The following is a 21,759-nucleotide window of genomic DNA, read 5'->3' on the forward strand; positions in this document are numbered from 1 at the left end:
CGCCCTGCGCGGCATCATCGGGCTGCCCTCTGACGAGGCCGCTCGGCCTGCTCTTGCTGCTTTGACCACTTCCCAGCAAGGAGCATCCGGGTGTCCAGCCACACCGCCAACACCAGCAACAACACTCTCAGCCTCAGCACCTTCGCCTGCGCGTGGTGCGGTCTGACCGTGTCCGCGTACGCCGCCGACGGCGTGCCGCGCAACCACTGCCCGTCCTGCCTGCACTCCCGGCACGTCCTCGACCACGTCGAGGGCGGTCCGAGCGACTGCGAGGGCCGGATGTCCCCGATCGCCATCGCCGTGCTCCGCACCGGTGACTGGATGGTGATCCACCGCTGCGTACGGTGCGACGAGCTCACCTCCCACCCGGTCTGCGGGGACGACAACCAGCTCATTCTGATGCGCATGGCGGTCCGCCCGCTGGCCCAACCGCCCTTCTCGCTCGAAGCGTTCGGAACCCTCTGACCGCCCGGACGGGAAAGGAGTACGGCCATGTCACGCAAGAACAGCCGCAGTAACAGCCGCAGCAGCAACAGCCGCCGTCAGCAGCGCCGCCCGCAGCGGCACAAGGGCGTCCTGCACACCCGGGGCGGCCACCGGTCGCACGACTTCCGCTGCGTCTCCTGCCGGTTGGACGTCTCGCTGGACGCCCCCGGCACCGCGCACCGCAACCACTGCCCCCACTGTCTGGCCAGCCTGCACGTCGACCGGAAGATCCCCGGCGACCGCGACGCCGACTGCCGGGGCCGGATGGAGGCACTGGGCATGTCCGTCCGTACCGACGGCGAGTGGCTGATCATCCACCAGTGCGCCACCTGCGGCGAGCTCTCCGCCAACCGCATCGCGGGCGACGACAACCCGCTCGCCCTGGTCCGGCTGGCCCTCAGACCCCTCGCCGACGCCAAGGCCGCCGGCCGCGCCCTGCTCACTCTGTAACGCGGACGGCGCACCGACGAGTGCTTTGGCGGCCAGAAGGCTCACAGGTGGCCTGTGGCGTCTCGCGGGACCTATGTCCTATCCCCTCCACGTCGGTGGTGGTTTAGGCTCTCAGGGAGGCTTCTGGCGTGATCCGGCAGAGGCCTCCCTCGCGTCACAAGAAACCCGCCTGAGCGTTGCGCGGGAAGCCCCCCACGGGGCCCTCAAGCGGCCCCTGGCGCCTCCCTGAGCCCGTCCGCAGGGTGAGGGTCCAGGTCGTACCCCTGCGTGCGACGGCGGCGCTTCCAGCGCATCGTCAGGGCCTCAGCCACCGCCCTGACCTGCGATAACGCGATAGATTCAATGGATTCCCCCCACCCCCACCCCCTGGAGCGATCCTTGTCCAGCCCTGCCCGAAACGCGGCTGCCCCCACCCTGGAACCCACCCCCACCCCCACCCTGCAAACCACCCCCACGCCCACCCCGGAACCCACCCCCGCACCCGCCCGGCGACGGCTCCTCGTCTTCCTGGTCCTGGCCGCACTCACGGCCCTGCCCTCGCTGTCCTCCGACATCTACCTGCCCGCGCTTCCCGACGTCGCCGGCACCTTCGACACCACCGCGGTCGTCGTCCAGCTGACCCTGACCTCCTGCCTGATCGGCATGGCCCTGGGCCAGCTCGCCGTCGGCCCCCTCTCCGACCGCCTCGGCCGCCGCCGCCCCCTCGTCGCCGGCATGACCCTCTACACCGCGTCCTCGATCGCCTGCGCCCTCGCCCCCACCGCGGACGCGCTGATCGGCCTGCGTTTCCTCCAGGGCGCGGCGGGCGCGGCCGGGATCGTGATCGCCCGCGCGATCATCCGGGACCTCTACGAAGGCGTGAAGATCGCCGAGGTGTTCTCCACCCTCATGCTGATCTCCGGCGTCGCCCCCGTCGTCGCCCCCCTCTTCGGCGCGCAGCTCCTCCACTTCACCGACTGGCGCGGGATCTTCGCCGCACTCGCCGTGCTCGGCGCCCTGCTGACCGCGGTGATCGTGGTGGGCCTGCCCGAGAGCCTGCCCGTGGCGGCGCGCCGGGTGCGGGGGGTCGGGCTCGCGCAGATGCGGGAGCTGCTCGCGGACCGTGTCTTCGCGGGCTGTCTGATCGCCGCGAGCGGGGCGTTCGCCGCGTTCTTCGCCTATCTCGCCGCCTCCCCGTTCGTCCTCCAGGACCTCTACGGAGCCACCCCCCAGGCGTACGCCCTGCTGTTCGGTCTGAACGCCGCCGGCATGGTCGGAGTCGGCCAGCTCAACGGCCGCTACCTGGTCCGCCGGTTCCCCGTCCACGCGATCGTGACCGCCGGACTGGCCCTCCTGACCCTCGCGGGCCTGGGCATGCTGGCCCTGGCCTCCGGACTGTTCGGTGACGCGGGGCTCCTCCCCGTGTGCGCCGTCCTGTTCGTCCTGGTGGCCAGCCTCGGCCTGCTCGTCGGCAACGCCAACGCCCTCGCGATGAACCGCACCCGCACCGCCGCCGGATCGGCCTCCGCCCTCCTCGGCGCCACCGGCTTCCTCGTCGGCGCCCTGGTGTCCCCCCTCGCGGGCCTTTCCGCCAGTGCCGTCCCCATGGCCCTCATCCAGACCACGATCGCCGGGGCATCGCTGATCGCCTTCACCACCCTCACCCACCGCAGCCTCTCCGCGGCCCGTCAGTAACCCCACCCCCGGCGGAACCCGTGGGCGACCTTCAGTTCGCGAACTTGGCCAGTGCGCGGAGCCCGGCGAGGATCTCGTCTGCCGTGGGGGCGTTCGCCGGGTCGCTGAGGTGCTGGATCATCAGGCCGGACATCAGGGCCAGTTGGACGCCGCCGAGGCTTCGCACGGTGGCCTCGGGGACCTGGTCCTCGGGGACGCCCTCCAGGATGGCGGCCATGCCCCGCCGCCCCTGGGCGGCGCCGCCGGCGAGGGCGGTGCGCAGGTCGGGCTGGCGCTGGGCCTGCATGAACAGCTCCATCGAGGCGAGCCACAGGTCGGGGTGGGCTGCGAAGTCGTCGATCAGGCTCTGCCACATCCGCGCGAAGTCGTGCTCGGTGGAGCCGTCGGCGTCCGGGACGATGGCGCGCCCCATGGCGTCGCCCCATTCGTCGAGGATCTCGAACAGCGCCTGGTTCAGCAGGGCTTCGCGGGAGCCGTAGTGGTAGCCGATCGCGGCCGTGCTCACCCCGGCGGCGGTGGCGATGTCCCGGATGCTGCTGCGGTCGTACCCCTTCTCCCGCAGGCATGCCTTCGCGCCGACGAGGAGGGCTTCGCGGTTTCCCATGCGACGGACGCTAGCACTCGTTGCCCGAACGACTCACTCGATCGATCTATACAAACGTATTGCTCGGTCGAGTAAACCTCTCTACTGTTCCTTCCATGACGAACACCAAGATCGTTTCGAAGTGGTCGGCGGTCGTCGCCGTGTCGATGGGCCTCGGACTCGCCCTGACCGCCCCGGCCCCCGCCCACGCCGCCCCCGTGGGCGCCGCGGTCGACCGGACGGTGGTCGCCACCACGAACGGCAAGGTCCGCGGTACCGCCGACGGCGGGGTCCTCACCTTCCAGGGCATCCCCTACGCCGCACCCCCCGTCGCAGACCTGCGCTGGAAGTCCCCGCAGCCCGCGGCGCGCTGGACCGGAGTGCGGGAAGCGGCAGCCCCCGCCCAGGCCTGCGCCCAGCCCGTCGGGATTCCGATCGGCATCCCGAACGACAACGAGGACTGCCTCTACCTGAACGTCACCACCCCGACTGCGAAGCGGGCCGGGAAGCGGCCGGTGATCGTATGGATCCACGGCGGCAGCCTCATGTACGGCGCCGGCCACCAGTACGGAGGCGCGAGCCTGGCCGAGCAGGGCGCGGTGGTCGTCACGATGAACTACCGCCTGGGCGTGATGGGTTTCCTCAGCGACCCCTCCCGGCCCGGCGCCGACGGCCTCGGCCTGGAAGACCAGCAGGCCGCCCTGCGCTGGGTGAAGGCCAACGCCGCCGCCTTCGGCGGGGACCCGGACAACGTCACGATCGCGGGCCAGTCCGGCGGCGGCTACAGCGTCTGCGGCCACCTCGCCTCACCCGCCTCCGCGGGCCTCTTCCACCGCGCCGTCGTCCAGAGCGCCCCCTGCGCCACCGGCGGATCCCGCACCCGCGCCGAAGCCGAGGCCGACGCCCGGCGCGTCGTCGCCGCCCTGGGCTGCGAGACGAACACCGCCGACTGCCTGCGCGACAAGCCCGTCTCCGAACTCCTCGCCGCCTACGGCCCGTACAACGAACCGCGCCCGGTAACCGGTACCGCGCTCATGCCCCTCTCCCCGGCCGAAGCCCTGCGCACCGGCAGGTTCAACCGGGTCCCCGTCCTCGTCGGCGTGAACCACGACGAGGAACGCGGCAGGATGCTCGGCCAGGAACTCGCCTCCGGCACACCGATGAAGCCCGAGGAGTACGAGCCGGCCGTCCGCCGGCAGTTCGGCTCCGGCGCCGACGCCGTCCTCTCCCGCTACCCGCTCACCGCGTACGGCTCCGCGGGCGAGGCACTGGCCGCCGCCCTCACCGACTCCGCTTGGTCCACGCCCACCCTGGAGACGGCCCGGCTCCTCTCCCGCTGGACCCCCACCCGGACGTACGAGTTCTCCGAACGCGACACCCCGTGGTTCGAGGGCTTCCCGACCCCCAGCTTCCGGCAGCGCGCCGCGCACATGACGGAGCTGCCCTACCTCTTCGACCGCCCGCCGCTGTTCGAGGAAGTCCCCTCGGACCAGGCCCGCTTCCGCACCCGCATGCTCCGTACCTGGACCCGCTTCGCCGCCACGGGCACGACCGACTGGCCCGACTTCCGCACCGGCCGCGACTACGTCCAGACCCTGTCCTCGACCACCTGGAAGCGCGCCGACTTCGCGGCGGACCACAACACCGCCTTCTGGCAGAACAGCCACTGAGGACCGCCGACCCGAAGTTGCCAACCCGAGGCCGCCGGCCCGGAGCCCTTCACCGGCGTCGTGAGGCCTCCGCGCCGGCGCGCTCGCGGGCGGCCCGGATCGCTGTGGTGAGGCCCTCGATGTCGTACGCGCCGTGGTGTCTGCGGCCGTTGACGAAGAAGGTCGGTGTGCCCGCCACGCTGCTGAGGTCGGCGGATTCGACGTCCTCGGCGATCCGCGCGGCCCCGCGACGGTCCTCCAGGTCCTCCCGGAAGCGGTCCGCGTCCAAGCCGATGAGGGCGGCGTAGGCCCGCAGGTCCTCGATGCGCAGGTCGCCCTGACGGCTGAGGAGCAGGTCGTGCATCTGCCAGTACCGGCCCTGGCGCGCGGCGGCCTCGGCCGCTTCGGCGGCGAGTTCGGCGTGGACGTGCACGTCCGTGAGCGGGAGGTGGCGCCACACGTACCGCACGTCCCCGAAATCGCGGAGGAGTTCGCGGACGACGGGCTCGGCCTTCCCGCAGTGGGGGCACTGGTAGTCGCCGTACTCCACGACCGTGATCGCCGCGTGCCGCGGACCCCGGACGTGGTCGCGGTCGGGGTCGACGGGGACGGCGAGATCGACGATGGTCTCGGCCTTCCCCAGCAGCAACCGGGCCCGCACGGCGGACGGCAGCAAGCCGATCAGGGCGGTCAGCGCGAGGGAGGCGAGGAGCGAGACGAGCAGCGTGCTGAGGACGCCGATCTTGGCCTCGTCCAGCCGGGGGCCGCTGAAGGCGAGCGAGGCGATGAGGAGGGAGACCGTGAACGCGACTCCCGACAGGGTGCCGCTGGTGAGGGCGGACCCCCAGCCGACGGGAAGCCGGACCCGGCCGCGGGAGGCGAGGGTGACCAGCGCGGCGCCGCCGACGATGCCGAGGGGTTTGCCGACGGCGTAGGCGAGGAGGATGCCCAGGGTGACGGGCGAGGTGAACGCGTCCACCAGCCGGTCGCCGCTGATCTCGATGCCGGCGTTGGCCAGGGCGAACAGCGGAACGACCACGTGGCTCGTCCACGGGTGGTAGGCGCGCTGCAGGCGCTCGTTGGGGGAGACCGCGGAGGCGATCCCGGCCCGGGCGGTCCGCTCCAGCTCGGGCGTCGGCTGCTCCCGGAACGACAGGAACACTCCGCTGGCGTGCTCCAGGTCGGTCCGCGTGGCGGGCGCGGCAGAGGTGAGCAGGCCGAGCACGAGCCCGACCACGACCGGCTCCACCCCCGATTCGAGCACGGCCACCCAGGCGACGGCGCCGAACAACGCGTCCACGGCACCGCTGCGCACGCCCAGCCGGCGCGCCAGGAGCATGAGGAGCAGCGCCCCGGCGGCGGCGAGCAGCGCCGGCACGGCGACGCGCTCGCTGTAGGCGAAGGCGATGACGACGAGGGAGACGAAGTCGTCGACCACGGCGATCATGAGGAGGAACACGCGCAGTGCCGGCGGCATGCGGCGCCCGAGTACGGCCAGCAGTCCCAGCGCGAAGGCGGTGTCGGTGGACATCGCGACGCCCCACCCGCCTTCCGTCCCGTGGCCCGCGTTGACCACGAGGAACAGGACGACCGGGAGCGCCATCCCGCCGATCCCGGCAGCCAGCGGCAGCGCCAGCCGTCGGCGCTCACGGAGCTCTCCCCGGTCGAACTCGCGCCGGGCCTCCAGCCCGACGACGAAGAAGAACAGCGTCATCAGCCCGCTGTTCACCCAGTCGCGCAGGCCGAGTGAGATCTCGTACGAGCCCGCGCGCAGCGAGAGGGGGGTGTCCCAGAACGACGCGTACGCCCCGGGTGCCGCGTTGGCCCAGCCGATCGCCGCGAGCGCGGCGGCCAGCAGGACGACGGTGCTGCCGGTCTCGGTGCGCAGGAAGGCGCGCAGGGGCGAGGTGTTCGTGCACGGGGTCTGACCGGTGTAGTCGGCGGAGGCGTGGGGGTCCGGGGGGCCGGAGCCCTTGGCTTCGAGGGGCATCGTCACTCTCGCGGTCGGTGGGCGTCGCGGCGGCCGCCCGGAGGAGGGGCCTTTCGCCCCTTGATAGCAAAGGATCCCTAACAGGACATTTACGACATGAGTGATCGGCATCGCAATCCGGCATCCCACCCGCGTCCACGGAAGACCGTCCGCCCGTCGACCGGGCTGGCCGTGGGCATCGTGGTCGCCTACCTCGCCTACTACCTGCTCGTGGGCTGGGTCATCGGCACCTTCGCGGGGGACCGGATCGTCGCGGGCGACGTCCTGGCGACCGCCGCGAGCATCCTGTTCGCGCTGGTCCTGCCGATCGGGATCGGAGCCCTGACGCTCGTCGGCTTCACCCGTGCCGTCGGCTGGACCCGGAGCGTCTTCGGCCGCAGGTCCGATCGTGGGCCGCGCTGGATGTGGCTGGCCCCGGCGCTCGTCTGCCTCGCGATCGTCGGCCATGTCGGCACCATCGAGTGGAGCGCCTGGTCGGCCGGGAGGATCGCGGCGCTCGCGGCGGCCGGCGTCTGCATCGGCCTCGCGGAGGAACTGATCACGCGGGGTCTGGTCGTGAAGGTCCTGCGCGACGCCCGCCACACCGAGCGGTACGTGATGATCGGCTCGTCCCTCCTCTTCGCGCTCATGCACACGGTCAACCTGCTGTCCGGGATGACCCCCGCCACCGTGGCGGCCACCGTCGTCTACACCTTCGGATTCGGCGTGTGCATGTACCTCACGATGCGGGTCACCGGCACCATCTGGGCCGCCGTCGCGCTGCACGCGCTGACCGACCCGACGACCTTCCTCGCCTCCGGAGGCGTGGACGAGGCCGTGGCGTCCGGTAGCGCCGGAGCGTGGTCGGCCGTCTCCGTCGCCGCCACGATCCTCATCGTCGTCCTCGCCGTCGTGGCGGTCTTCCTCGTGAAGGGCCGCATCCCCACCTCTGCGGACACGACGCGTTGACCTGCGGCTGAGCGCCGGCGCACCCGCTCCGAGTGGTCGGCCCCCGCCGATGCTGTCAGGCTGGTGCAAACGATCACCGGAGGTTCCCGTGCTTCTCGACGGTGTGATGCTGCTGTGGTTCCTCCAGGTCGCCCTCGCGGTGGTCTTCGTCGCCGTGGACATCCAGCGGACCCCGGAAGCCACGGTGATGAAATGGGGCTTCGTCATCGTCACCGCCTTCAGCGGGCTCTTCGGCGCCCTGCTTTACGTCCTCGCCTGCCGCGAACCGCTGCCCGGGACGCACGAGCAGTACGTGGCCGCGAAATGGCGCCAGGTCGTCGGGTCGACCATGCACTGCGTGGCCGGTGACGGCATCGGCATCCTCGCCGCCGCGGTGATCACGTACACCCTCGGTGTCCAGCCCTGGGCGGAGCTGGTGTGGGAGTACCTCCTCGGGTTCCTCTTCGGCTGGATGGTCTTCCAGGCCCTCTTCATGAAGAGCATGTTCGGCAGCTACCGCGAATCCATGAAGAAGACCTTCATCGCCGAACTGCTCTCCATGAACGCGGTCATGGGCGGCATGACGGCGGTCATGATCCCGTGGATGACCAACACCATGCCCCACCCGAGCCCCACCGGCCCCACCTTCTGGTTCATCATGTCGATCTCGCTGTGCGCCGGCTTCCTCGTGGCCCTGCCCATGAACTGGTGGCTGGTCGACAAGGGCCTCAAGCACGGCATGCTCACCGTCCGCCGCGACGAGCCGGTCCCCCTCGCCGCAGGAATCGCCCTGGCCGGGGCCGCCCTCTCCCGCCCGGAGCCGCCACCGAGCCACGCGACGCACGAGCACACCGCCCCGCCCTCACACCCGACGACTGCCGGAACCGGCGGCCACGGCGGCCACGACCACCACTCCATGGCCCCGAAGGTCGGCCGCGGCCGCCTCGCCGCCATGACCGTGGTCAGCTTCCTCGTCCTCGCCGCAGGCGTCGTGATCGCCGGCATCTTCGGCCACCTGACCATGTGAGCCCCGAGCCCCCACCCCCGACCAGCCCCCGACCACAACCCGGCCCCCCGAAACCGGAAGGGGCCGTAGAGCTGCAGGCTGCGGAGCTGAGCCTCCCCGAGGGCTCCGTATGACACTGAACATGCGAGGACTTTGCTCTGCTGGAGGCGGGCCCCGCTGTCCTCCCGGTCAGTGCGGTGATCGCAGTGGTGGTCGGCCTTACCTCCCAACTCCTGGCGAAGTAGGGCTCGAAGCCCTTCATGGTCCTGGGCTCACTCTGCCTGGCCCTGGCGGACGCCCACTTCACCTACGCGGGCTCGACCCTCGGCCCTGTGCTGGTGTTCAGCGCGGCTATGGGCATGATGTTCGTCTCGCTGGCCTTCTCTCCGACGTCCGGCCCGTCGAGTCCGGCGTGGCCCGGCCTCCTCGACGCCACCCAGCAGGTCGGCGGCTCGCTGGGCCTCTCCATTCTGGTGACCGTCTTCGGTACCGCCAGTCGTAACGAGGTCGACCAGGAGATCCAGGCCTTCCTCGCCCGGGCGGACCCGGCCGAGAAGGCGCTCTTCGCCCGCGCCGACGGGCTCCCGCCCGCCTGGGGCAACCAGATCCTCACCCGGAACGGCTCAGGGGTGGCGGGATGATGCCGGGCGGCTAAACAGAAAAAATCCGGCCGTTCTATTTGTGATGCGCGCGCCGAATCGTGAATTCCATGTCTATCCGAAGTTTTTCTCCTCTAGCTTGACCGCATGAGCGAAGATGATTCCCTTCCGTCAGCTCCTCTGTGTGCTCTGGTGCCGGACGAGGAGTGGGCACGACTGACGCGGTATCCGGAGCAGACCTACCTCGCGGGCCGCGCCCTGTTGCGGCAGGGGGAGCGGGGGACGCATGTGCTTGCTCTGGTGGACGGGCTGGTGAAGGTCGTCAGGACCGAGTCCGACGGGCGGCAGCGACTGCTCGGTTTCCGGGGACGGGGCGAGATCCTGGGAGAGATGGCTCTTCAGCCCGAAAGCGTCCGGATGGCCGATGTGTGGGCGCTGAGGAAAAGCAGGGCATGCATTGTGCCCGCACAGGATTTCCATCGCTTCGTCCAAGAGGCCAAGCTCGCCCGCCCTATTTTTGAATTAGCCTGGAATCGTATGCGCGAACAGGCCGAGCTGTGCGAGGGGGCAGTTCATGAACGTCTCGCCCTGGCCCTGCTCCGCCTGGTTGCGGCAGCCGGTGAAGGAAAGCAAGGGAAGCACTGCTTCTCCCTCACCAGGGAGGAGCTGGCCCAGCACATCGATGTGGGCCGCAAAGCCGTCAGCAAGGCGCTGGAACGGCTCGGCCCCGACTGCGTGAGCGTGGGAAACCGCCGAATCGAGGTTGTCAGCGTGGAGGGCCTGCGCAAGGTGGCCGACGGCCATGCGGGCGGCTGACACCCCCGTCGGAGATGTGGTCCTCATCACTCCCTATCGGGTCCTGGGGAACGGAACGGCTCCCCGCCCGCTGTGAAGCTCGACGTCACGCGACAGCGTTCCCGCCCGGCCCGAGAGCGGCCGGGCGGGCTTCACGGAGGAGTGACATGCCCGAGTTCAGCAGCGCCCTGCCCCAGCGGATCGCCGCCCCGTACACCCACAGCAGGCCACTGCCTCCCTACCGGGGCATTCTGGCCGTCGACGCGAAGGACTTCACGGGCCGCCCGGCGATCGAGCACGAGGCCGTCAGCCGGGTCGTCCCCGAACTCCTGAAGACCGCGCTGCACAGGTCCGACCTCGGAGACCTGTGGGAGGACCGTACGTTTCCGGCCACCACCGGGGACGGCTATGTCTTCGGGTTCGACCCGGCACGCATGCCCTTCGTCATCCACCCCCTCCTGCTCACCCTCCAGGAGGTCCTGACCGACTTCAACGTCCTCTCCCACGGGGCGGTGCCGATCAGGCTCAGGGTCAGTCTGCACGTCGGCCCGCTGCCGGAGACCGGGGACGAGTTCGGCGGCAACGGCACAGCGCGCAACGACACGCACCGGCTGCTCGACTCGCGCCCCGTCAAGGCCGTGCTCACCTCCCATAACGAGAACATCACCCACGTCGCGGCCATCCTCTCCGAGCGGTGCTACGAGGACGCGGTCGCCGGCGGGTACACCGGGCGCCACCCCGACCACTTCGTGGAGGTGGCCGCGACGGTCGAGGGCAAGTCGTTCTCCCGACGGGCATGGCTCTACGTCCCCCAGCCCTCCGGCCCCCTCTACGAGGGCACCTCCGTTGAGGACGCCGCTCCGGAGCCCGCGCAGGAGCCCTCCCCGCAGGCCGCGGACTCGTCCGGCTACGACACGACGGCCCGCCGCACGGATGCCATCGCCGCCCCCCGCGGCAACATCAACACCGGCACTGTCCACGGCGGTCAGAGCGTGAGCAACCATCACGTGGCCGGTGACCATGTGGCGGGCGACCGGATCGCCGGTGACTACGTGGAGGGCCACAAGATCGGCAAGATTCGCCGCTTCCAGGGCGACCAGGTCCGCGGCGACAAGCGCCAGGGGCATAAGTGACGGGGGACGGGAGGGTGGGGGCGGCCGGGCTGCCCGACCCCGGACCCCTGCCCGAGGAAGGGACGCCGCGTTCCGAAGCGGACTACGACATCAGCGAGTTGGTCGGCGGGGCCAAGGAGTGGGCGTCCGTGATCTACGCCCCCGGAGGGAACATCAACAACGGTTCCGTGTACGGCGGGCAGGGCGTACGCAACGGCTCCAGGCCGGAAGGGCGGCTACGGGAAGGCAGAGTGCGTGAGGGCCCGATCCCGGACATGGAGAGAGAGGCCGCCGCGCTCGGTTTCGCACGCCCCGACTGGTTCGAGACAGCCCTCGCGAAGCTGAAGCAGGGGCCCCTGTTCCTGGTCGGCCGACCAGGAACAGGCCGTCGTACCACGGCGCTCAACCTGCTGCGGGAGAGCTGCGGGGCGGGTGCGCCACTGCGGGCACTGGACGGCATCACCGAACTGGACCGCTGGAAGCCCACCGACACATCGGCGCGGGGCTATCTCATAGACGGCCTGTTCCCCTCCCGCCCCCTTTCCCCGGTCATGCTGAGAAACGTGCGGGAGCTGCTCAAGAAGGCTCAAGCGTGCATGGTGATCGTCCTGCCCGACGACACGGCCCTGCTGCACCGCCTTGAACGGGACCTCCACATCAGCCCCACCGTGTGCTCCCCGCCGTCACCCTCCCTGGTGTTCGGCAGCCGCTTCGCGGCGGTGGTGCCGGACCGGTGGGAGCGGGACCGGCTGCTGTCCGCGCTTGCCAGCCGTCATGACCTGGGCGAACTTCTGGTGCCGGAGCTGGTACCCGCCGAAGTGGTGGAGCTGGTGACGGCCCTCGTTGAGGCCGACGGCGATCCGGAGGCTCTCGGCGACCTGGGGCTCCGGCTGAGCTACCGGGCCGAGCGGGAGGTCCCGGAGCTCATCAAGAGTTTGTGTGACGAGCCGGAATCACTTGCCTTCCTGCTGGCCGCTTCGGTCTACGAGGGGCTGGACCAGCAGATCGTCAGGAACGAGGCCGACCGGTTGACCAAGCTGGCGGGCGATCGACTGACGGCGGTGCTGCCCGGCACAGATGCCGACGGGGCCGCGAAACAGGACCGGCCCAATCCGAAGTTCGTCTTCCGGCACTCCCTGACAGAACTGCTGCACGCCGTGCGTGCGGTCCGTCAGGACCGCGAGATCCGGGCGGAGGGAGCCTACTCGCACAGTGTGGAGGCTGTGGCGTTCATCAGGCATCGCCAGGCCGAGGCCGTTCTCAGACATGTGTGGCGTGAGTACGGGCAGTTGTCAGAACTGCTCGTCGAGTGGTTGCGGGACGTACCCCGGTCCGGCGGGCTCGCCGAACCGGCGGGCCGGGCTATGGGGCGGGTGGCGAGCTGGGGCGGCGGGCGCAACGCCCTGGTGCACCTTCGGGAACTTGCCCGGTCGGATCGTGCGACCAGTCGGCTCGTCGTGGCGAACGCGCTGGGTGTCGCGGCCGAGGACCCCGTGCTCGTCGCTGAGGTTCGTTACCGATTGCATAGCTGGAGCACGGCGACCGACTTCCGTCTCAGGACGACGGTGGCGCACGCATGCGGCGAGGAATTCGGTCTGGCCCGCCCCGACCTGGCCCTGCGGCTCCTTCAAAGCCTCTTCCACGCGGCACAGGTCCAGGAGGGAGAGGAATACCAAGTGAAGGTGGCGGTGGAAGCGGCGATCCTGCGGCTGTTCCAGGCCGGCAACGAGACGAAGGTATTCGACTTGCTCCGGAAGTGGCTGGACGACGAGCGGTACGACCAAGAGCAGGTGCTCTCGCTCTTCAGTCGGATGCTCTGGTCTCCCCAGTGGTTCATGAGGAACCTCGCCCTGTGGACGCCGCAGGGGCAGGTGCTGGCTGACTTCACGGGCCGCGCCCTGAACACGGAGAGTTCCTTCGAAACGACGTGCCGGACGTTGCTGCGCTGGGCGGAGTCGGGCCAGTGGGACGACGAACAGTTCCGGGCCGTCGAGAACCTGTTCGCGGCCATGGCCCAGTCCGTGCGCTCCGGTGAATTCCGATTGTTCGTAGAAATGGACCAGGCGGGCGCGAACGGCTGGCCCGGCCTCGTCACCGCCCGCGACGCACTCCATCGGTGGCGGACCGGCGCGCACAGGGAGGCAGCATGAACGACGACACCACAGACCGTCTCTTTCACCGGCTGGACAGGGCGCCCTGGCGGGAGATCCTCGGCCATCGCTGGTCCGCGCCGAAGGACTGGGCACTGGTGCTCAGGGACGAGGCGGGGGAGTACTCCTTCCTCGGCCGGCGAGGGAACCCGGAGGGTTCCGGCGCCTATCCACCCCTGGTGGACGAGGCCCCCGCTCCCCACCTGAACGGGAAGTACAGCGACGTCTTCCGGGTGGACACGACGGAGCACGTGGACACGCGGGCGGTCGGCCTCCCCACGGTCTACGGCACAGAGTCGGTCGACCTCTGGGTCTCCTGGTGGGTCCACGACCCCGTACGCGTCGTCCGTGCAAGAAGTCTGCACGGCTGGCACCTGGTACGGACCCATCTCGCCTCTGTCCTGCGTTACTTGTCGGAGGCCCAGGCCGCCTCCGACAACGGGCTGGGGGCGCCGGAGATCATGCAGCATCTGGGCCTGCCGCAGCGCCTGGAGGAGCACGGTCTGAGCTACCGGGTGTTCGACGTGCGGCTCCGGGAGAACGGTGAGGAACTGCTTCTCGGCCGACGGGAAAGCGACGGGGTCCGTTACTCCTGGACGGCCAGCCGTCGGGGCGAGTACGAGTTCTGTCTCCAGGCACTCCACGCCGGCCCGGTGTCGCTGGCGGCACTGTGGCTGCTTCGTCACCCCGAAGAAGTGCGGCAGGTGCTGGACTGGGCGGTTGGCCACCAGGATCTGCTGACTCCGCCGCGTTCCGACTGGCAAGAGGAGCTGGCCTCCCTGCTGGGCACGTTGACCGAACAGGAGCGCAAGGAGCTCTCCGGCCTGCTGCGTGACCGGATCGGGGCGCTCGGGAGGCCGGTTCCTCGCGAGTACATCTGACCCTGTGGAGATGTACTCGAATATCGAATCTATGGGCGGGTGTGTCGCTTTCGGTGACGCACCCGCTCTTCTTGTTCGTGCCGCTCCGCAAACCCTTTCTGTGTGTGACTCGGGTTACTTGATTCCTGGTCCTCCGGAGCAGCGCCGGGGATGAATCCGCGGGAATCTCGACGTGTCGAAAGGAGGGCGTCCGCACGATTCCCGGGCGTCCACGGAAGGAAAGGGCGACATGCGAGCAGAAGAACCTCAGACCCCGGACAATGTCATGGCATTCCGTCAGCGACGGGAAACCGCAGGCCCGGCGCCCGAGCCCGAGGCGGCCCCGGGCGCCGCCTCTCGGGCGGCGATCTCCCCCGCGACGGTGCTGAACGCCGAGCGCGGCATCATCAACACCGGTACCGTCCAAGGCGGTCAGCACGTCACCACCATCGAATTCTCCGGCCACACCGGCGGAGGAACCGATGGCGACAGTTGATCTCCCCGACGAGACCGAGCCCGACTTCGCCAAGTTCGCGATGGCTGTGGCGGGCCGGGGGCCGGCGATCTGGGCCCCCAACGGCGTCATCAACACCGGATTGCTGACCGGCGGCCAGCACCAGCGGCTCGCACCTTCGGTGGAGGGCGGCGCGGTCCCGGGGCCGATGCGGCAAGGCCCCGTACGGGCGAAACACGTGCAGGCGGCGCGGCGGTGCTTCGTGGCGCCGCCCGGCTTCGAGGAAGCGCTTGCGGTGCGCGAATCCGGCATCGTGGTGCTCGTCGGCGAGGCTGGGACGGGGCGGGAGACACACGCGCTCAACCTGCTCGCACACGGCCACGAGGCCCCCGTGCTTGTCCAGGTCGACGGAACGGCCAACCTCTCCCGGTGGTCGCCGCGCGCCCAGGGCGTGGACGGATACCTGGTGACAGAGCTCGCGGATCCCTTCGCGCTCCGGGCGTGGGACCTGGCCCGCCTCGAAGGGCTCCTGACGGAGGCGGGCGCCCGCCTCGTCATCGTCCTGGTGGAGGCCCCCGGCCTGGTGGGCGCACTGGAGGACCAGCTCGGCGTGCCGGTCCTGCGCCACCGGCCGCCGGACCCCCGGAAGGTCTTCACCACCCACCTCGCGGACGGCTGCCCCGACGAGGCAGTACGAGCCCGGTTGCTGCGGGCCCTGGAACCCGGCGATCTCGACGAGCTGTTACCCGACGGCCTGCCGCCACGCCACGCCGCACAGGCCGCGGCCACCCTGCGGCGCCTGGGGGCGGCGGGCGGCCCGGCCCCGGGGGAGCTCATGCGCATCCTGGCCGGCGCCGAGGGTCCCGAGATCCTGGCCCGGGCCCAGCGAGATCCCGCCCTCCTGGCCTGTCTGCTCTCCCTCGGCGTCTACGGGGGACTGCACCGTGCCGTGGTGATGGAACGGGCGCGAGAACTGCTGCGGCTGGCGGGCCCGGACAGGATGCGGGGACCCGGCTCCTATGGTCATCCGGGCGAGGAGCCTCCTACGAGGCCGCCAGCCGAAGTCCTGCGGATCCTCGGAGCCCATCGTGTGAGCCGCGCCGATGACGAGGCCACCGACACGGTGTCCTTCTTCTGGCCCGCCGTGAGCGGGGCCGTGTGGGACGGCCTGTGCCGGGACCGTGCGGACCTCGTGCCGGTGGTACACGCCTGGCTCGCCGACCCCGGCCCGGAGGAGGACCAGATCGAGCGGGCCGGCCGGGCCGTCGCCGCTCTGGCGGAGGCCACGAGCGGCAAGTCCCTGGAACTGCTGCCCGCGCTGGCCTCCACTCCGGTCTTCCCCGCCCCGCGGGTGGCTGGGCGATGCCTGGCGACACGTTTCCGGGACCGGGAGGTGGCACAGACGGCGGCCGACCTGCTGGACCTGTGGAGCGTCACGCCCGAAGCCTCCTTGAAGCACGCTGTGGCGTACGCCTGCCAGGAGCCCGAGGGGCTCGGAGACGAGCAGGCGTTGCGACTGCTGGAACAGCTCGTCGAGACCCTGGGCGCCGGACCGGACGACCTCTCCGTCTTCGAGGCCACCAAGGGGGCACTCGTACGACGCTTCGAAAGAGGCGCCCACACCACCAGGGTGACCGTCCTGCACCGGATGCGGGACTGGGCGCGGACCGACGGCACGGCCGGCCTGCTGACCGCCTGCGCCTTTCCCGTCATGGCCCGCACCGACTCCCTGTGGTGGAGCGGACGGGCTCTGGCCCGCGCCGGCTCGGCGGCGGTCACCGTCCACCTCGTCGGACACTCCCTGAACGAGTCGGTCACCTTCTCCGGCATGGGAGATGCCCTGCTCACCTGGTGCGCCGGGGCGGTCGGCGCCAAGGGCCGGTCCCGGGCGGTCGCCCGGCTCCTCGACGGGCTGGTGACCGCTCGGGAGCCCGGCGTCCTCCGCTGGCTCCTGGCCGTGGAAAGAGGCCCGGACGCGATGCCCGGCAAGGCACCCGCCGCCCGCGCGCTGAAGACCTGGCGAGACAACACCCCGGCCTCGCAGGCTGGTTGAACAGGAGGCGACCCATGACTTTCTTCTCTCGCCCCGGCATCCTCACCACCGTCGAGCGCCGCTGCGCCGGAAACGAACCGACGCCCCCGCTGCGTTTGTTCGACGGCACGGAACCGGCGGGCATACCCCTTTCCCTGGACCGGGCCCGTGTGTTGCTCTACGACCGCACGGCGTGTTCTCTGGCACGGGCTTCCGTGTGGCACCAGGTCGCGGAGCGCTTCCGGACCGGAGGGCCCGACTGGCGGGAGGCGGTGGTGTGGCTGGGGCTCCCGGGACTGCGCCGCAACGCATTCCGGATCACCCGGTCCCGCCGTGCCGACCGCGAGGACGTCGAGGCGGAGCTCGTCACCTGCTACCTCGAAGAACTGGCGAAGCTGGACCCGCGGGACCCGGAACCCGCGAGTGCGGTGCTGCGGTCGGCCTGCTCCCGCGCCTGGGAGGTCTGGCGCGACACGCACCGCGAGAACGCGGTGGAGGACGTGGAACACGCGGGCGGTACTTCCCCCGGTGCGGGCAGGGACGACGTCTGGCGGGCGGACTACGACCCGACCCCGCGCCGTTCGGGGCTCTCCGCGAGCCTGCGGATCTCCGTACCCGCGCACCGTGTCGAAGGCGTACGGATCGGCGCTCTCGCCAGTGCATGGGGCGTGGCCGGTACGGCCACGAGCGTCGGGTACTCCGGACGGGGCCGCCAGGTCGCCGCCCTCTCCCTGCGCCGGCTCGGGAGGGAGGGATGAGCGACTGCCGCGACACCCCCCTCACCTTCCGCGAGATCTTCGACCTGCCGGTGAGCGTCGACCTGCGCACGGCGGCCCGGGCGTTCGGTATGTGCATGGGCACCGCCTACCGGTTGGTCGCCCGAGACGAGTTCCCCTGTCCCACGGTGCCCGTCGGCCGCCGCCACCGGGTGCGGACCGTGGAGTTGCTGGCCGCGCTGGGCATTGAGGAGCGTCCTGTCTTCGCCGACGAGGTCGCCGACGGCGTGGCACTCACGCTCTTCGACTGATTCCTCTCCCGCTCTGCCGGCGGTCGAGGCCGCCGGCAGAGCCCCACTCCCGGACCGCCACCGAAAGGAATCCACCATGCCCACCTGCCTCGTCATCGACGGGACCGCGACCACCACTTACTCCGCCACCGCCTGCCTCCCGGAGGAGCGGCACCGGTCCGCCGTCCTCCACGAGGAGATCGTGCGCCCGGTGTGCGAACAGCTCGGCCTCACCCTGTTGAGGGCGGGCAGCCTCGCCGAGGCCGGTCTGCCCCTGGACCAGCTACTGCATCTGCTCACTGAGGCGGACGTCGTCGTCGCGGACCTCGGCGGTTCCGACCCGGACTTGGCCTTCGCCCTCGGCGCGCGCCACGCCCTCGGCCGGCGCACCGTCCACGTCACCCAGGACGCCGAGTGCCGTCCCACCCCCCGGACGGTGCTCCGCCTGGTCTTCCCGTCCCATCCGGACAGCACGGCGACTGCCCGGAAGCAACTGCTGGATGTGCTGGTGGCAGACCCGGTGCGGACGGACGGCCTGAACGAGACGGGCTCCGCGACCGGAGCGGAAAGCGGCCCCGACGACAACCTCCCGGGCATGTTCGATCTGATCGTGGAGGCCGAGGCCCAGATGGAGGCGCTCGCCGACGACATGGCCGACGTGGAAGCGGCCATGTCGGACCTCGCTGAGCTCATGATGCTCCTCGGGGAGGAAATGACCCGGGTCAACCACTCCGGGGCCACGGCGAACAAGATGATGGCCGTGGTGAACCGCCTGGCCAAGGCTATCGAGGGACCGACCGGAGAGCTGGAGGCTGCGGCGGACCGCATTGCCGAACGCATGCGCACCTCCTGCACCGCCTTCCAGGTGTTCCTGGACTGGCTGGCCACCACTCCTCGCGCTGAATGGTCGGAGGACGCGGAGGGAGTGCTGGAGCAAATCGCCCTGACGGACTGGGGCGCCGAGATCGAATCGGCTTCTGTCCAGGAGGGCATGGCCATGATCAATATGTTCGGTGCCGCCAGTCGCCTCATGCGCCGCCCTGTACGCAGGATCACGTCGGCCTTCCGGAAAATGCTCCACAGCATCGCCATGATGAAGGAACTGCAGTCCAAGGCAGTGGAGTTGCGCCGCTCCTGAATAGTGCCCCCCGCGGCGGGGCCCCTGGCGTTGTCGAACTCGCCAACCATCACGGCGGTGGCCGACGTTGAATCGAAGGGGGCGTGTGCGCTTCCCCCTCCTGCTCAACACCATCCGGCAGTGGTGGGTTCGCTCGCCCTGTCGACCCTGGTAACGGCCTTCGGCACCTTGAGCCGCAACGAGGAGGCGGAGACCCTGGTCTCCGCCTCCCCTGCCCGGGTGGGCCCGTGCGGCAGGCCGATTCTCCAGGGCTTCCCCACTGGGGCTGCTAGACCCTCATCGCCGTCGTCGCGGCCGAACGCCGGTCGCCGATCGCCGGTGGCTGGTCGCGCCGTTGTTCCCGGTTCCGGTTCCGGCGTCGAAGCTGCTGGCGGGGCGGCCTCCGGTGCCGGACCGGCAGGCTCTGTGCGGGATCCTGTTCGTGCTCCATGCCGGGATCCAGTGGGAGTACCTGTGTGTGGGACCCGGCTCCACCTGGTCCTGCCGAAGAAGCTGCGGTTGGCCAGACAGCTCGACTGGTCGCGGACGGGGGAAAGACTCAAGCCATGTCCGGGCCGCTCGACGCGGCCCAGAAGCGGGCCCAGCCCGGTCGACCAAGTAGGGCCGGGCAGCAAGCACCACGTCCTCGTCGACGGACAGAGCATCCCGCTCGCCGTGTCGCTGACCGGCGTACCGCAACGATGTCACCCAGTCGATGCCCCTGATCGCCAAAGTTCCGTCCGTCGCGGGTTTGGTCGGCCGGCCCAGGCGACGGCCGACGGTGCTGGCGGGCGCCTGGGCCGGGGCGCTCCCGGTGGCAGACGAGCCGCGCCCTTGGCGCTGAGGCCAGTGCGGTCAAGGCGTGACTGCGGCCGGATCTCCGAAGCACGGCTAATGAGTTCCGAGAACCAGTCCGCCCGGGTGTCTCCTCTGTACCGGCTTTCCTTCGTGGGCCCCAGTCGAAATGGAGAGTCTCGACTTCCTGGGAGTCCGTCACGGCTGTCGATCCGACCAGGGCCTTCGTCAGGAGCACTCCACGTGTTCTTCCCACGAGAGCTGGGAGCCCTCGGTCCTCAGGATCCGTTCCCCTTGCGACACGAACAGCGATGTCGGCCACACCAGCTCGTAGTTGCTCAGATGGCACGCGAGTCTCGATAGGTCTAGACAACAAACAAGCCCCAGGTCGCTGACCTGGGGCTTCGTTGTGGAGCGGATGACGAGAATCGAACTCGCGCTATAAGCTTGGGAAGCTCATGTTCTACCATTAAACTACATCCGCATAGTGGACCAGTTGCCTGGAGCGCTATCTTCCCTCACTCTACCCCATGATCTTCCCCTGGTGAATTCGTCCCGGGGGTGGTGTCGCGTCCGAGGTGTACGGAGGGGCGTGGGGGCGGGAGTTGGGGCGTACCGTGTGTGTGCGGAGCGGCGGCTGGAGTGGGTCTTGTTCATCCCCTAATGTGGCGATTCATCGCAGTACGGCTGGTTGGGGAAAGGGACTCGATGGAGCACACCGTCGTCCGTTGTGCCGAAGGGCACGTGTTCAGCACCGCTTCGTTCCCGCTGCAGCACCTCGGTGCCGGCCGGATCGGGCCGGGGCGGCTGTTGCGGTGCCCGCGCTGTGCGCGGCTGCGGCATGCCGTGCCCGTGGTAGCGGCGCCGAAGCGGTAGACAGCGGGAGACAGCGGTAGACACCGGCGCGCGCGGGACCGCCTCGATTGGGGCGGCCCGCGCGCTCTGCGTATCCTCGGGACGTGCTTCTCTCTGATAAAGACATCCGGGCCGAGATCGACAGCGGACGGGTTCGCATCGACCCCTTCGACGAGTCGATGGTGCAGCCCTCCAGCATCGATGTACGTCTCGACCGGTTCTTCCGGGTCTTCGAGAATCACCGCTACGCCCACATCGACCCCGCCGTCGAGCAGAGCGACCTGACCCGAATGGTCGAGCCCGAGGGGGACGAGGCGTTCATCCTCCACCCGGGTGAGTTCGTCCTCGCGTCGACCTACGAGGTCATCTCGCTGCCCGACGACATCGCCTCCAGACTGGAGGGGAAGTCCAGTCTCGGTCGGCTGGGGCTGGTGACGCATTCGACCGCCGGGTTCATCGACCCGGGGTTCTCCGGGCACGTGACGCTGGAGCTGTCGAACCTCGCCACGCTGCCGATCAAGCTCTGGCCGGGTATGAAGATCGGGCAGCTGTGTCTGTTCCGGCTCAGCTCGCCCGCAGAGTTCCCGTACGGGAGCGAGCGGTACGGATCGCGGTACCAGGGCCAGCGCGGCCCGACGGCCTCGCGGTCCTTCCAGAACTTCCACCGGACCCAGGTGAGGCACGAGGCATGAGTGACGGAGCGAGTGGCGGAGTGAGCGGCGCAGTGCGCGAGAACCTCGACTACGAGGGCTTCGGGCGGGCCGTGCGGGAGCTGGCGCAGACGATCGCCGACGACGGCTACGAGCCGGACATCATCCTGAGCATTGCCCGGGGTGGTGTGTTCGTCGCCGGCGGGCTTGCGTACGCGCTCGACTGCAAGAACATCCACCTGGTGAACGTGGAGTTCTACACCGGGGTGGGGACCACCCTGGAGATGCCGGTCATGCTGGCGCCCGTGCCGGAGGCGATCGACTTCACCGACAAGAAGGTGCTGATCGCCGACGACGTCGCCGACACCGGCAAGACGCTCAAGCTGGTGCACGACTTCTGCCTCGGGCACGTCGCCGAGGTCCGGTCCGCCGTGATCTACGAGAAGTCCCACTCGCTCGTGAAGTGCGAGTACGTGTGGAAGAAGACCGACGAGTGGGTCAACTTCCCCTGGTCGGTCGAACCGCCCGTCGTGAAGCGCGAGGGACAGGTTCTCGACGCCTGAGCGTGT

At 70.0% G+C, this 21,759-nt stretch carries 22 protein-coding genes and 1 tRNA gene; 20 read left to right on the plus strand and 3 right to left on the minus strand.

The window, feature by feature from the left end; translation table 11 throughout:
* The first annotated feature begins 90 nt into the window (after positions 1-90).
* From ACZ60J_RS30725 to ACZ60J_RS30735, 3 genes are all read left to right on the plus strand, one after another.
* Complete coding sequence (locus ACZ60J_RS30725) at positions 91-465, plus strand: RNHCP domain-containing protein (protein ID WP_469686849.1); 375 nt, start codon at positions 91-93, stop codon at positions 463-465.
* Between the two features lie 27 nt (positions 466-492).
* Entirely contained in the window at positions 493-936 is a 444-nt protein-coding gene (locus tag ACZ60J_RS30730; protein ID WP_469686851.1) for an RNHCP domain-containing protein, read from the plus strand.
* Positions 937-1,314: 378 nt separating this feature from the next.
* The gene (locus ACZ60J_RS30735) at positions 1,315-2,610 is read left to right on the plus strand and encodes a multidrug effflux MFS transporter (protein WP_469686853.1); all 1,296 of its coding nucleotides are present in this window, start codon (positions 1,315-1,317) and stop codon (positions 2,608-2,610) included.
* A 31-nt stretch (positions 2,611-2,641) separates the two neighbouring features.
* On the opposite strand, the gene ACZ60J_RS30740 is transcribed toward ACZ60J_RS30735, so the two are convergent.
* Positions 2,642-3,214 carry a TetR/AcrR family transcriptional regulator gene (locus ACZ60J_RS30740; protein ID WP_469686855.1) on the minus strand — a complete coding sequence of 191 codons (573 nt, stop codon included), beginning with the start codon at positions 3,212-3,214 and terminating at the stop codon, positions 2,642-2,644.
* Between the two features lie 95 nt (positions 3,215-3,309).
* Here ACZ60J_RS30740 and ACZ60J_RS30745 point away from each other — a divergent pair, with 95 nt between their 5' ends.
* Entirely contained in the window at positions 3,310-4,863 is a 1,554-nt protein-coding gene (locus ACZ60J_RS30745; protein ID WP_469686857.1) for a carboxylesterase/lipase family protein, read from the plus strand.
* 49 nt (positions 4,864-4,912) lie between these two features.
* Here ACZ60J_RS30745 and nhaA read toward each other — a convergent pair whose 3' ends face one another.
* A complete protein-coding gene (gene nhaA, locus ACZ60J_RS30750) occupies positions 4,913-6,832 on the minus strand; it encodes a Na+/H+ antiporter NhaA (RefSeq protein WP_469686858.1) in 1,920 nt (639 codons plus the stop codon).
* A 96-nt stretch (positions 6,833-6,928) separates the two neighbouring features.
* Here nhaA and ACZ60J_RS30755 point away from each other — a divergent pair, with 96 nt between their 5' ends.
* The 13 genes from ACZ60J_RS30755 (at position 6,929) to ACZ60J_RS30815 (ending at position 19,512) form a co-directional block, all read left to right on the plus strand.
* Positions 6,929-7,780, plus strand: a complete 852-nt coding sequence (locus ACZ60J_RS30755; RefSeq protein WP_469686860.1) for a lysostaphin resistance A-like protein — start codon at positions 6,929-6,931, stop codon at positions 7,778-7,780.
* Positions 7,781-7,868: 88 nt separating this feature from the next.
* Positions 7,869-8,786 carry a DUF4396 domain-containing protein gene (locus ACZ60J_RS30760; RefSeq protein WP_469686862.1) on the plus strand — a complete coding sequence of 306 codons (918 nt, stop codon included), beginning with the start codon at positions 7,869-7,871 and terminating at the stop codon, positions 8,784-8,786.
* Between the two features lie 239 nt (positions 8,787-9,025).
* Positions 9,026-9,406, plus strand: coding sequence for a hypothetical protein (locus ACZ60J_RS30765; RefSeq protein WP_469686863.1), 381 nt, complete (start codon positions 9,026-9,028; stop codon positions 9,404-9,406).
* A gap of 105 nt (positions 9,407-9,511) precedes the next feature.
* Positions 9,512-10,180, plus strand: a complete 669-nt coding sequence (locus tag ACZ60J_RS30770) for a Crp/Fnr family transcriptional regulator (RefSeq protein WP_469686864.1) — start codon at positions 9,512-9,514, stop codon at positions 10,178-10,180.
* A gap of 146 nt (positions 10,181-10,326) precedes the next feature.
* Positions 10,327-11,292: a hypothetical protein gene (locus ACZ60J_RS30775; RefSeq protein WP_469686866.1), complete on the plus strand. Its 966-nt coding sequence runs from the start codon at positions 10,327-10,329 to the stop codon at positions 11,290-11,292.
* Positions 11,293-11,420: 128 nt separating this feature from the next.
* Positions 11,421-13,421: a hypothetical protein gene (locus tag ACZ60J_RS30780; RefSeq protein WP_469686867.1), complete on the plus strand. Its 2,001-nt coding sequence runs from the start codon at positions 11,421-11,423 to the stop codon at positions 13,419-13,421.
* Entirely contained in the window at positions 13,418-14,302 is an 885-nt protein-coding gene (locus ACZ60J_RS30785) for a hypothetical protein (RefSeq protein WP_469686868.1), read from the plus strand. Before ACZ60J_RS30780 ends, ACZ60J_RS30785 begins: the two co-directional genes overlap by 4 nt.
* Before the next feature lie 229 nt (positions 14,303-14,531).
* The gene (locus ACZ60J_RS30790) at positions 14,532-14,777 is read left to right on the plus strand and encodes an S-type pyocin domain-containing protein (protein ID WP_469686870.1); all 246 of its coding nucleotides are present in this window, start codon (positions 14,532-14,534) and stop codon (positions 14,775-14,777) included.
* The gene (locus ACZ60J_RS30795) at positions 14,764-16,788 is read left to right on the plus strand and encodes a hypothetical protein (RefSeq protein WP_469686872.1); all 2,025 of its coding nucleotides are present in this window, start codon (positions 14,764-14,766) and stop codon (positions 16,786-16,788) included. Before ACZ60J_RS30790 ends, ACZ60J_RS30795 begins: the two co-directional genes overlap by 14 nt.
* 14 nt (positions 16,789-16,802) lie before the next feature.
* Entirely contained in the window at positions 16,803-17,525 is a 723-nt protein-coding gene (locus tag ACZ60J_RS30800) for a hypothetical protein (protein WP_469686874.1), read from the plus strand.
* A complete protein-coding gene (locus tag ACZ60J_RS30805) occupies positions 17,522-17,794 on the plus strand; it encodes a DNA-binding protein (protein ID WP_469686876.1) in 273 nt (90 codons plus the stop codon). Before ACZ60J_RS30800 ends, ACZ60J_RS30805 begins: the two co-directional genes overlap by 4 nt.
* Before the next feature lie 76 nt (positions 17,795-17,870).
* Entirely contained in the window at positions 17,871-18,911 is a 1,041-nt protein-coding gene (locus ACZ60J_RS30810) for a hypothetical protein (RefSeq protein WP_469686877.1), read from the plus strand.
* Positions 18,912-19,233: 322 nt separating this feature from the next.
* Positions 19,234-19,512 carry a transposase gene (locus ACZ60J_RS30815; protein WP_469687270.1) on the plus strand — a complete coding sequence of 93 codons (279 nt, stop codon included), beginning with the start codon at positions 19,234-19,236 and terminating at the stop codon, positions 19,510-19,512.
* A gap of 583 nt (positions 19,513-20,095) precedes the next feature.
* Here the strand turns inward: ACZ60J_RS30815 and ACZ60J_RS30820 are convergent.
* Positions 20,096-20,169, minus strand: a tRNA-Gly gene (locus ACZ60J_RS30820).
* A 179-nt stretch (positions 20,170-20,348) separates the two neighbouring features.
* Between ACZ60J_RS30820 and ACZ60J_RS30825 the strand changes: the two genes are divergently transcribed.
* From ACZ60J_RS30825 to ACZ60J_RS30835, 3 genes are all read left to right on the plus strand, one after another.
* Positions 20,349-20,561 carry a hypothetical protein gene (locus ACZ60J_RS30825; RefSeq protein WP_469686878.1) on the plus strand — a complete coding sequence of 71 codons (213 nt, stop codon included), beginning with the start codon at positions 20,349-20,351 and terminating at the stop codon, positions 20,559-20,561.
* Positions 20,562-20,644: 83 nt separating this feature from the next.
* A complete protein-coding gene (gene dcd, locus ACZ60J_RS30830; protein ID WP_243330723.1) occupies positions 20,645-21,232 on the plus strand; it encodes a dCTP deaminase in 588 nt (195 codons plus the stop codon).
* A complete protein-coding gene (locus tag ACZ60J_RS30835; protein ID WP_469686880.1) occupies positions 21,229-21,753 on the plus strand; it encodes a phosphoribosyltransferase in 525 nt (174 codons plus the stop codon). Before dcd ends, ACZ60J_RS30835 begins: the two co-directional genes overlap by 4 nt.
* Positions 21,754-21,759 lie beyond the last annotated feature (6 nt).

Source organism: Streptomyces sp. NPDC104226, from assembly GCF_055584085.1.

Coding starts and splice junctions, on each gene's coding strand:
- ACZ60J_RS30730 (WP_469686851.1), top strand. CDS start 493: ATGTCACGCAAGAACAGCCGCAGTAACAGCCGCAGCAGCAACAGCCGC.
- ACZ60J_RS30740 (WP_469686855.1), bottom strand. CDS start 3,214: ATGGGAAACCGCGAAGCCCTCCTCGTCGGCGCGAAGGCATGCCTGCGG.
- ACZ60J_RS30745 (WP_469686857.1), top strand. CDS start 3,310: ATGACGAACACCAAGATCGTTTCGAAGTGGTCGGCGGTCGTCGCCGTG.
- nhaA (WP_469686858.1), bottom strand. CDS start 6,832: ATGCCCCTCGAAGCCAAGGGCTCCGGCCCCCCGGACCCCCACGCCTCC.
- ACZ60J_RS30755 (WP_469686860.1), top strand. CDS start 6,929: ATGAGTGATCGGCATCGCAATCCGGCATCCCACCCGCGTCCACGGAAG.
- ACZ60J_RS30765 (WP_469686863.1), top strand. CDS start 9,026: ATGGTCCTGGGCTCACTCTGCCTGGCCCTGGCGGACGCCCACTTCACC.
- ACZ60J_RS30770 (WP_469686864.1), top strand. CDS start 9,512: ATGAGCGAAGATGATTCCCTTCCGTCAGCTCCTCTGTGTGCTCTGGTG.
- ACZ60J_RS30775 (WP_469686866.1), top strand. CDS start 10,327: ATGCCCGAGTTCAGCAGCGCCCTGCCCCAGCGGATCGCCGCCCCGTAC.
- ACZ60J_RS30785 (WP_469686868.1), top strand. CDS start 13,418: ATGAACGACGACACCACAGACCGTCTCTTTCACCGGCTGGACAGGGCG.
- ACZ60J_RS30790 (WP_469686870.1), top strand. CDS start 14,532: ATGCGAGCAGAAGAACCTCAGACCCCGGACAATGTCATGGCATTCCGT.
- ACZ60J_RS30795 (WP_469686872.1), top strand. CDS start 14,764: ATGGCGACAGTTGATCTCCCCGACGAGACCGAGCCCGACTTCGCCAAG.
- ACZ60J_RS30800 (WP_469686874.1), top strand. CDS start 16,803: ATGACTTTCTTCTCTCGCCCCGGCATCCTCACCACCGTCGAGCGCCGC.
- ACZ60J_RS30805 (WP_469686876.1), top strand. CDS start 17,522: ATGAGCGACTGCCGCGACACCCCCCTCACCTTCCGCGAGATCTTCGAC.
- ACZ60J_RS30810 (WP_469686877.1), top strand. CDS start 17,871: ATGCCCACCTGCCTCGTCATCGACGGGACCGCGACCACCACTTACTCC.
- ACZ60J_RS30825 (WP_469686878.1), top strand. CDS start 20,349: ATGTGGCGATTCATCGCAGTACGGCTGGTTGGGGAAAGGGACTCGATG.
- ACZ60J_RS30835 (WP_469686880.1), top strand. CDS start 21,229: ATGAGTGACGGAGCGAGTGGCGGAGTGAGCGGCGCAGTGCGCGAGAAC.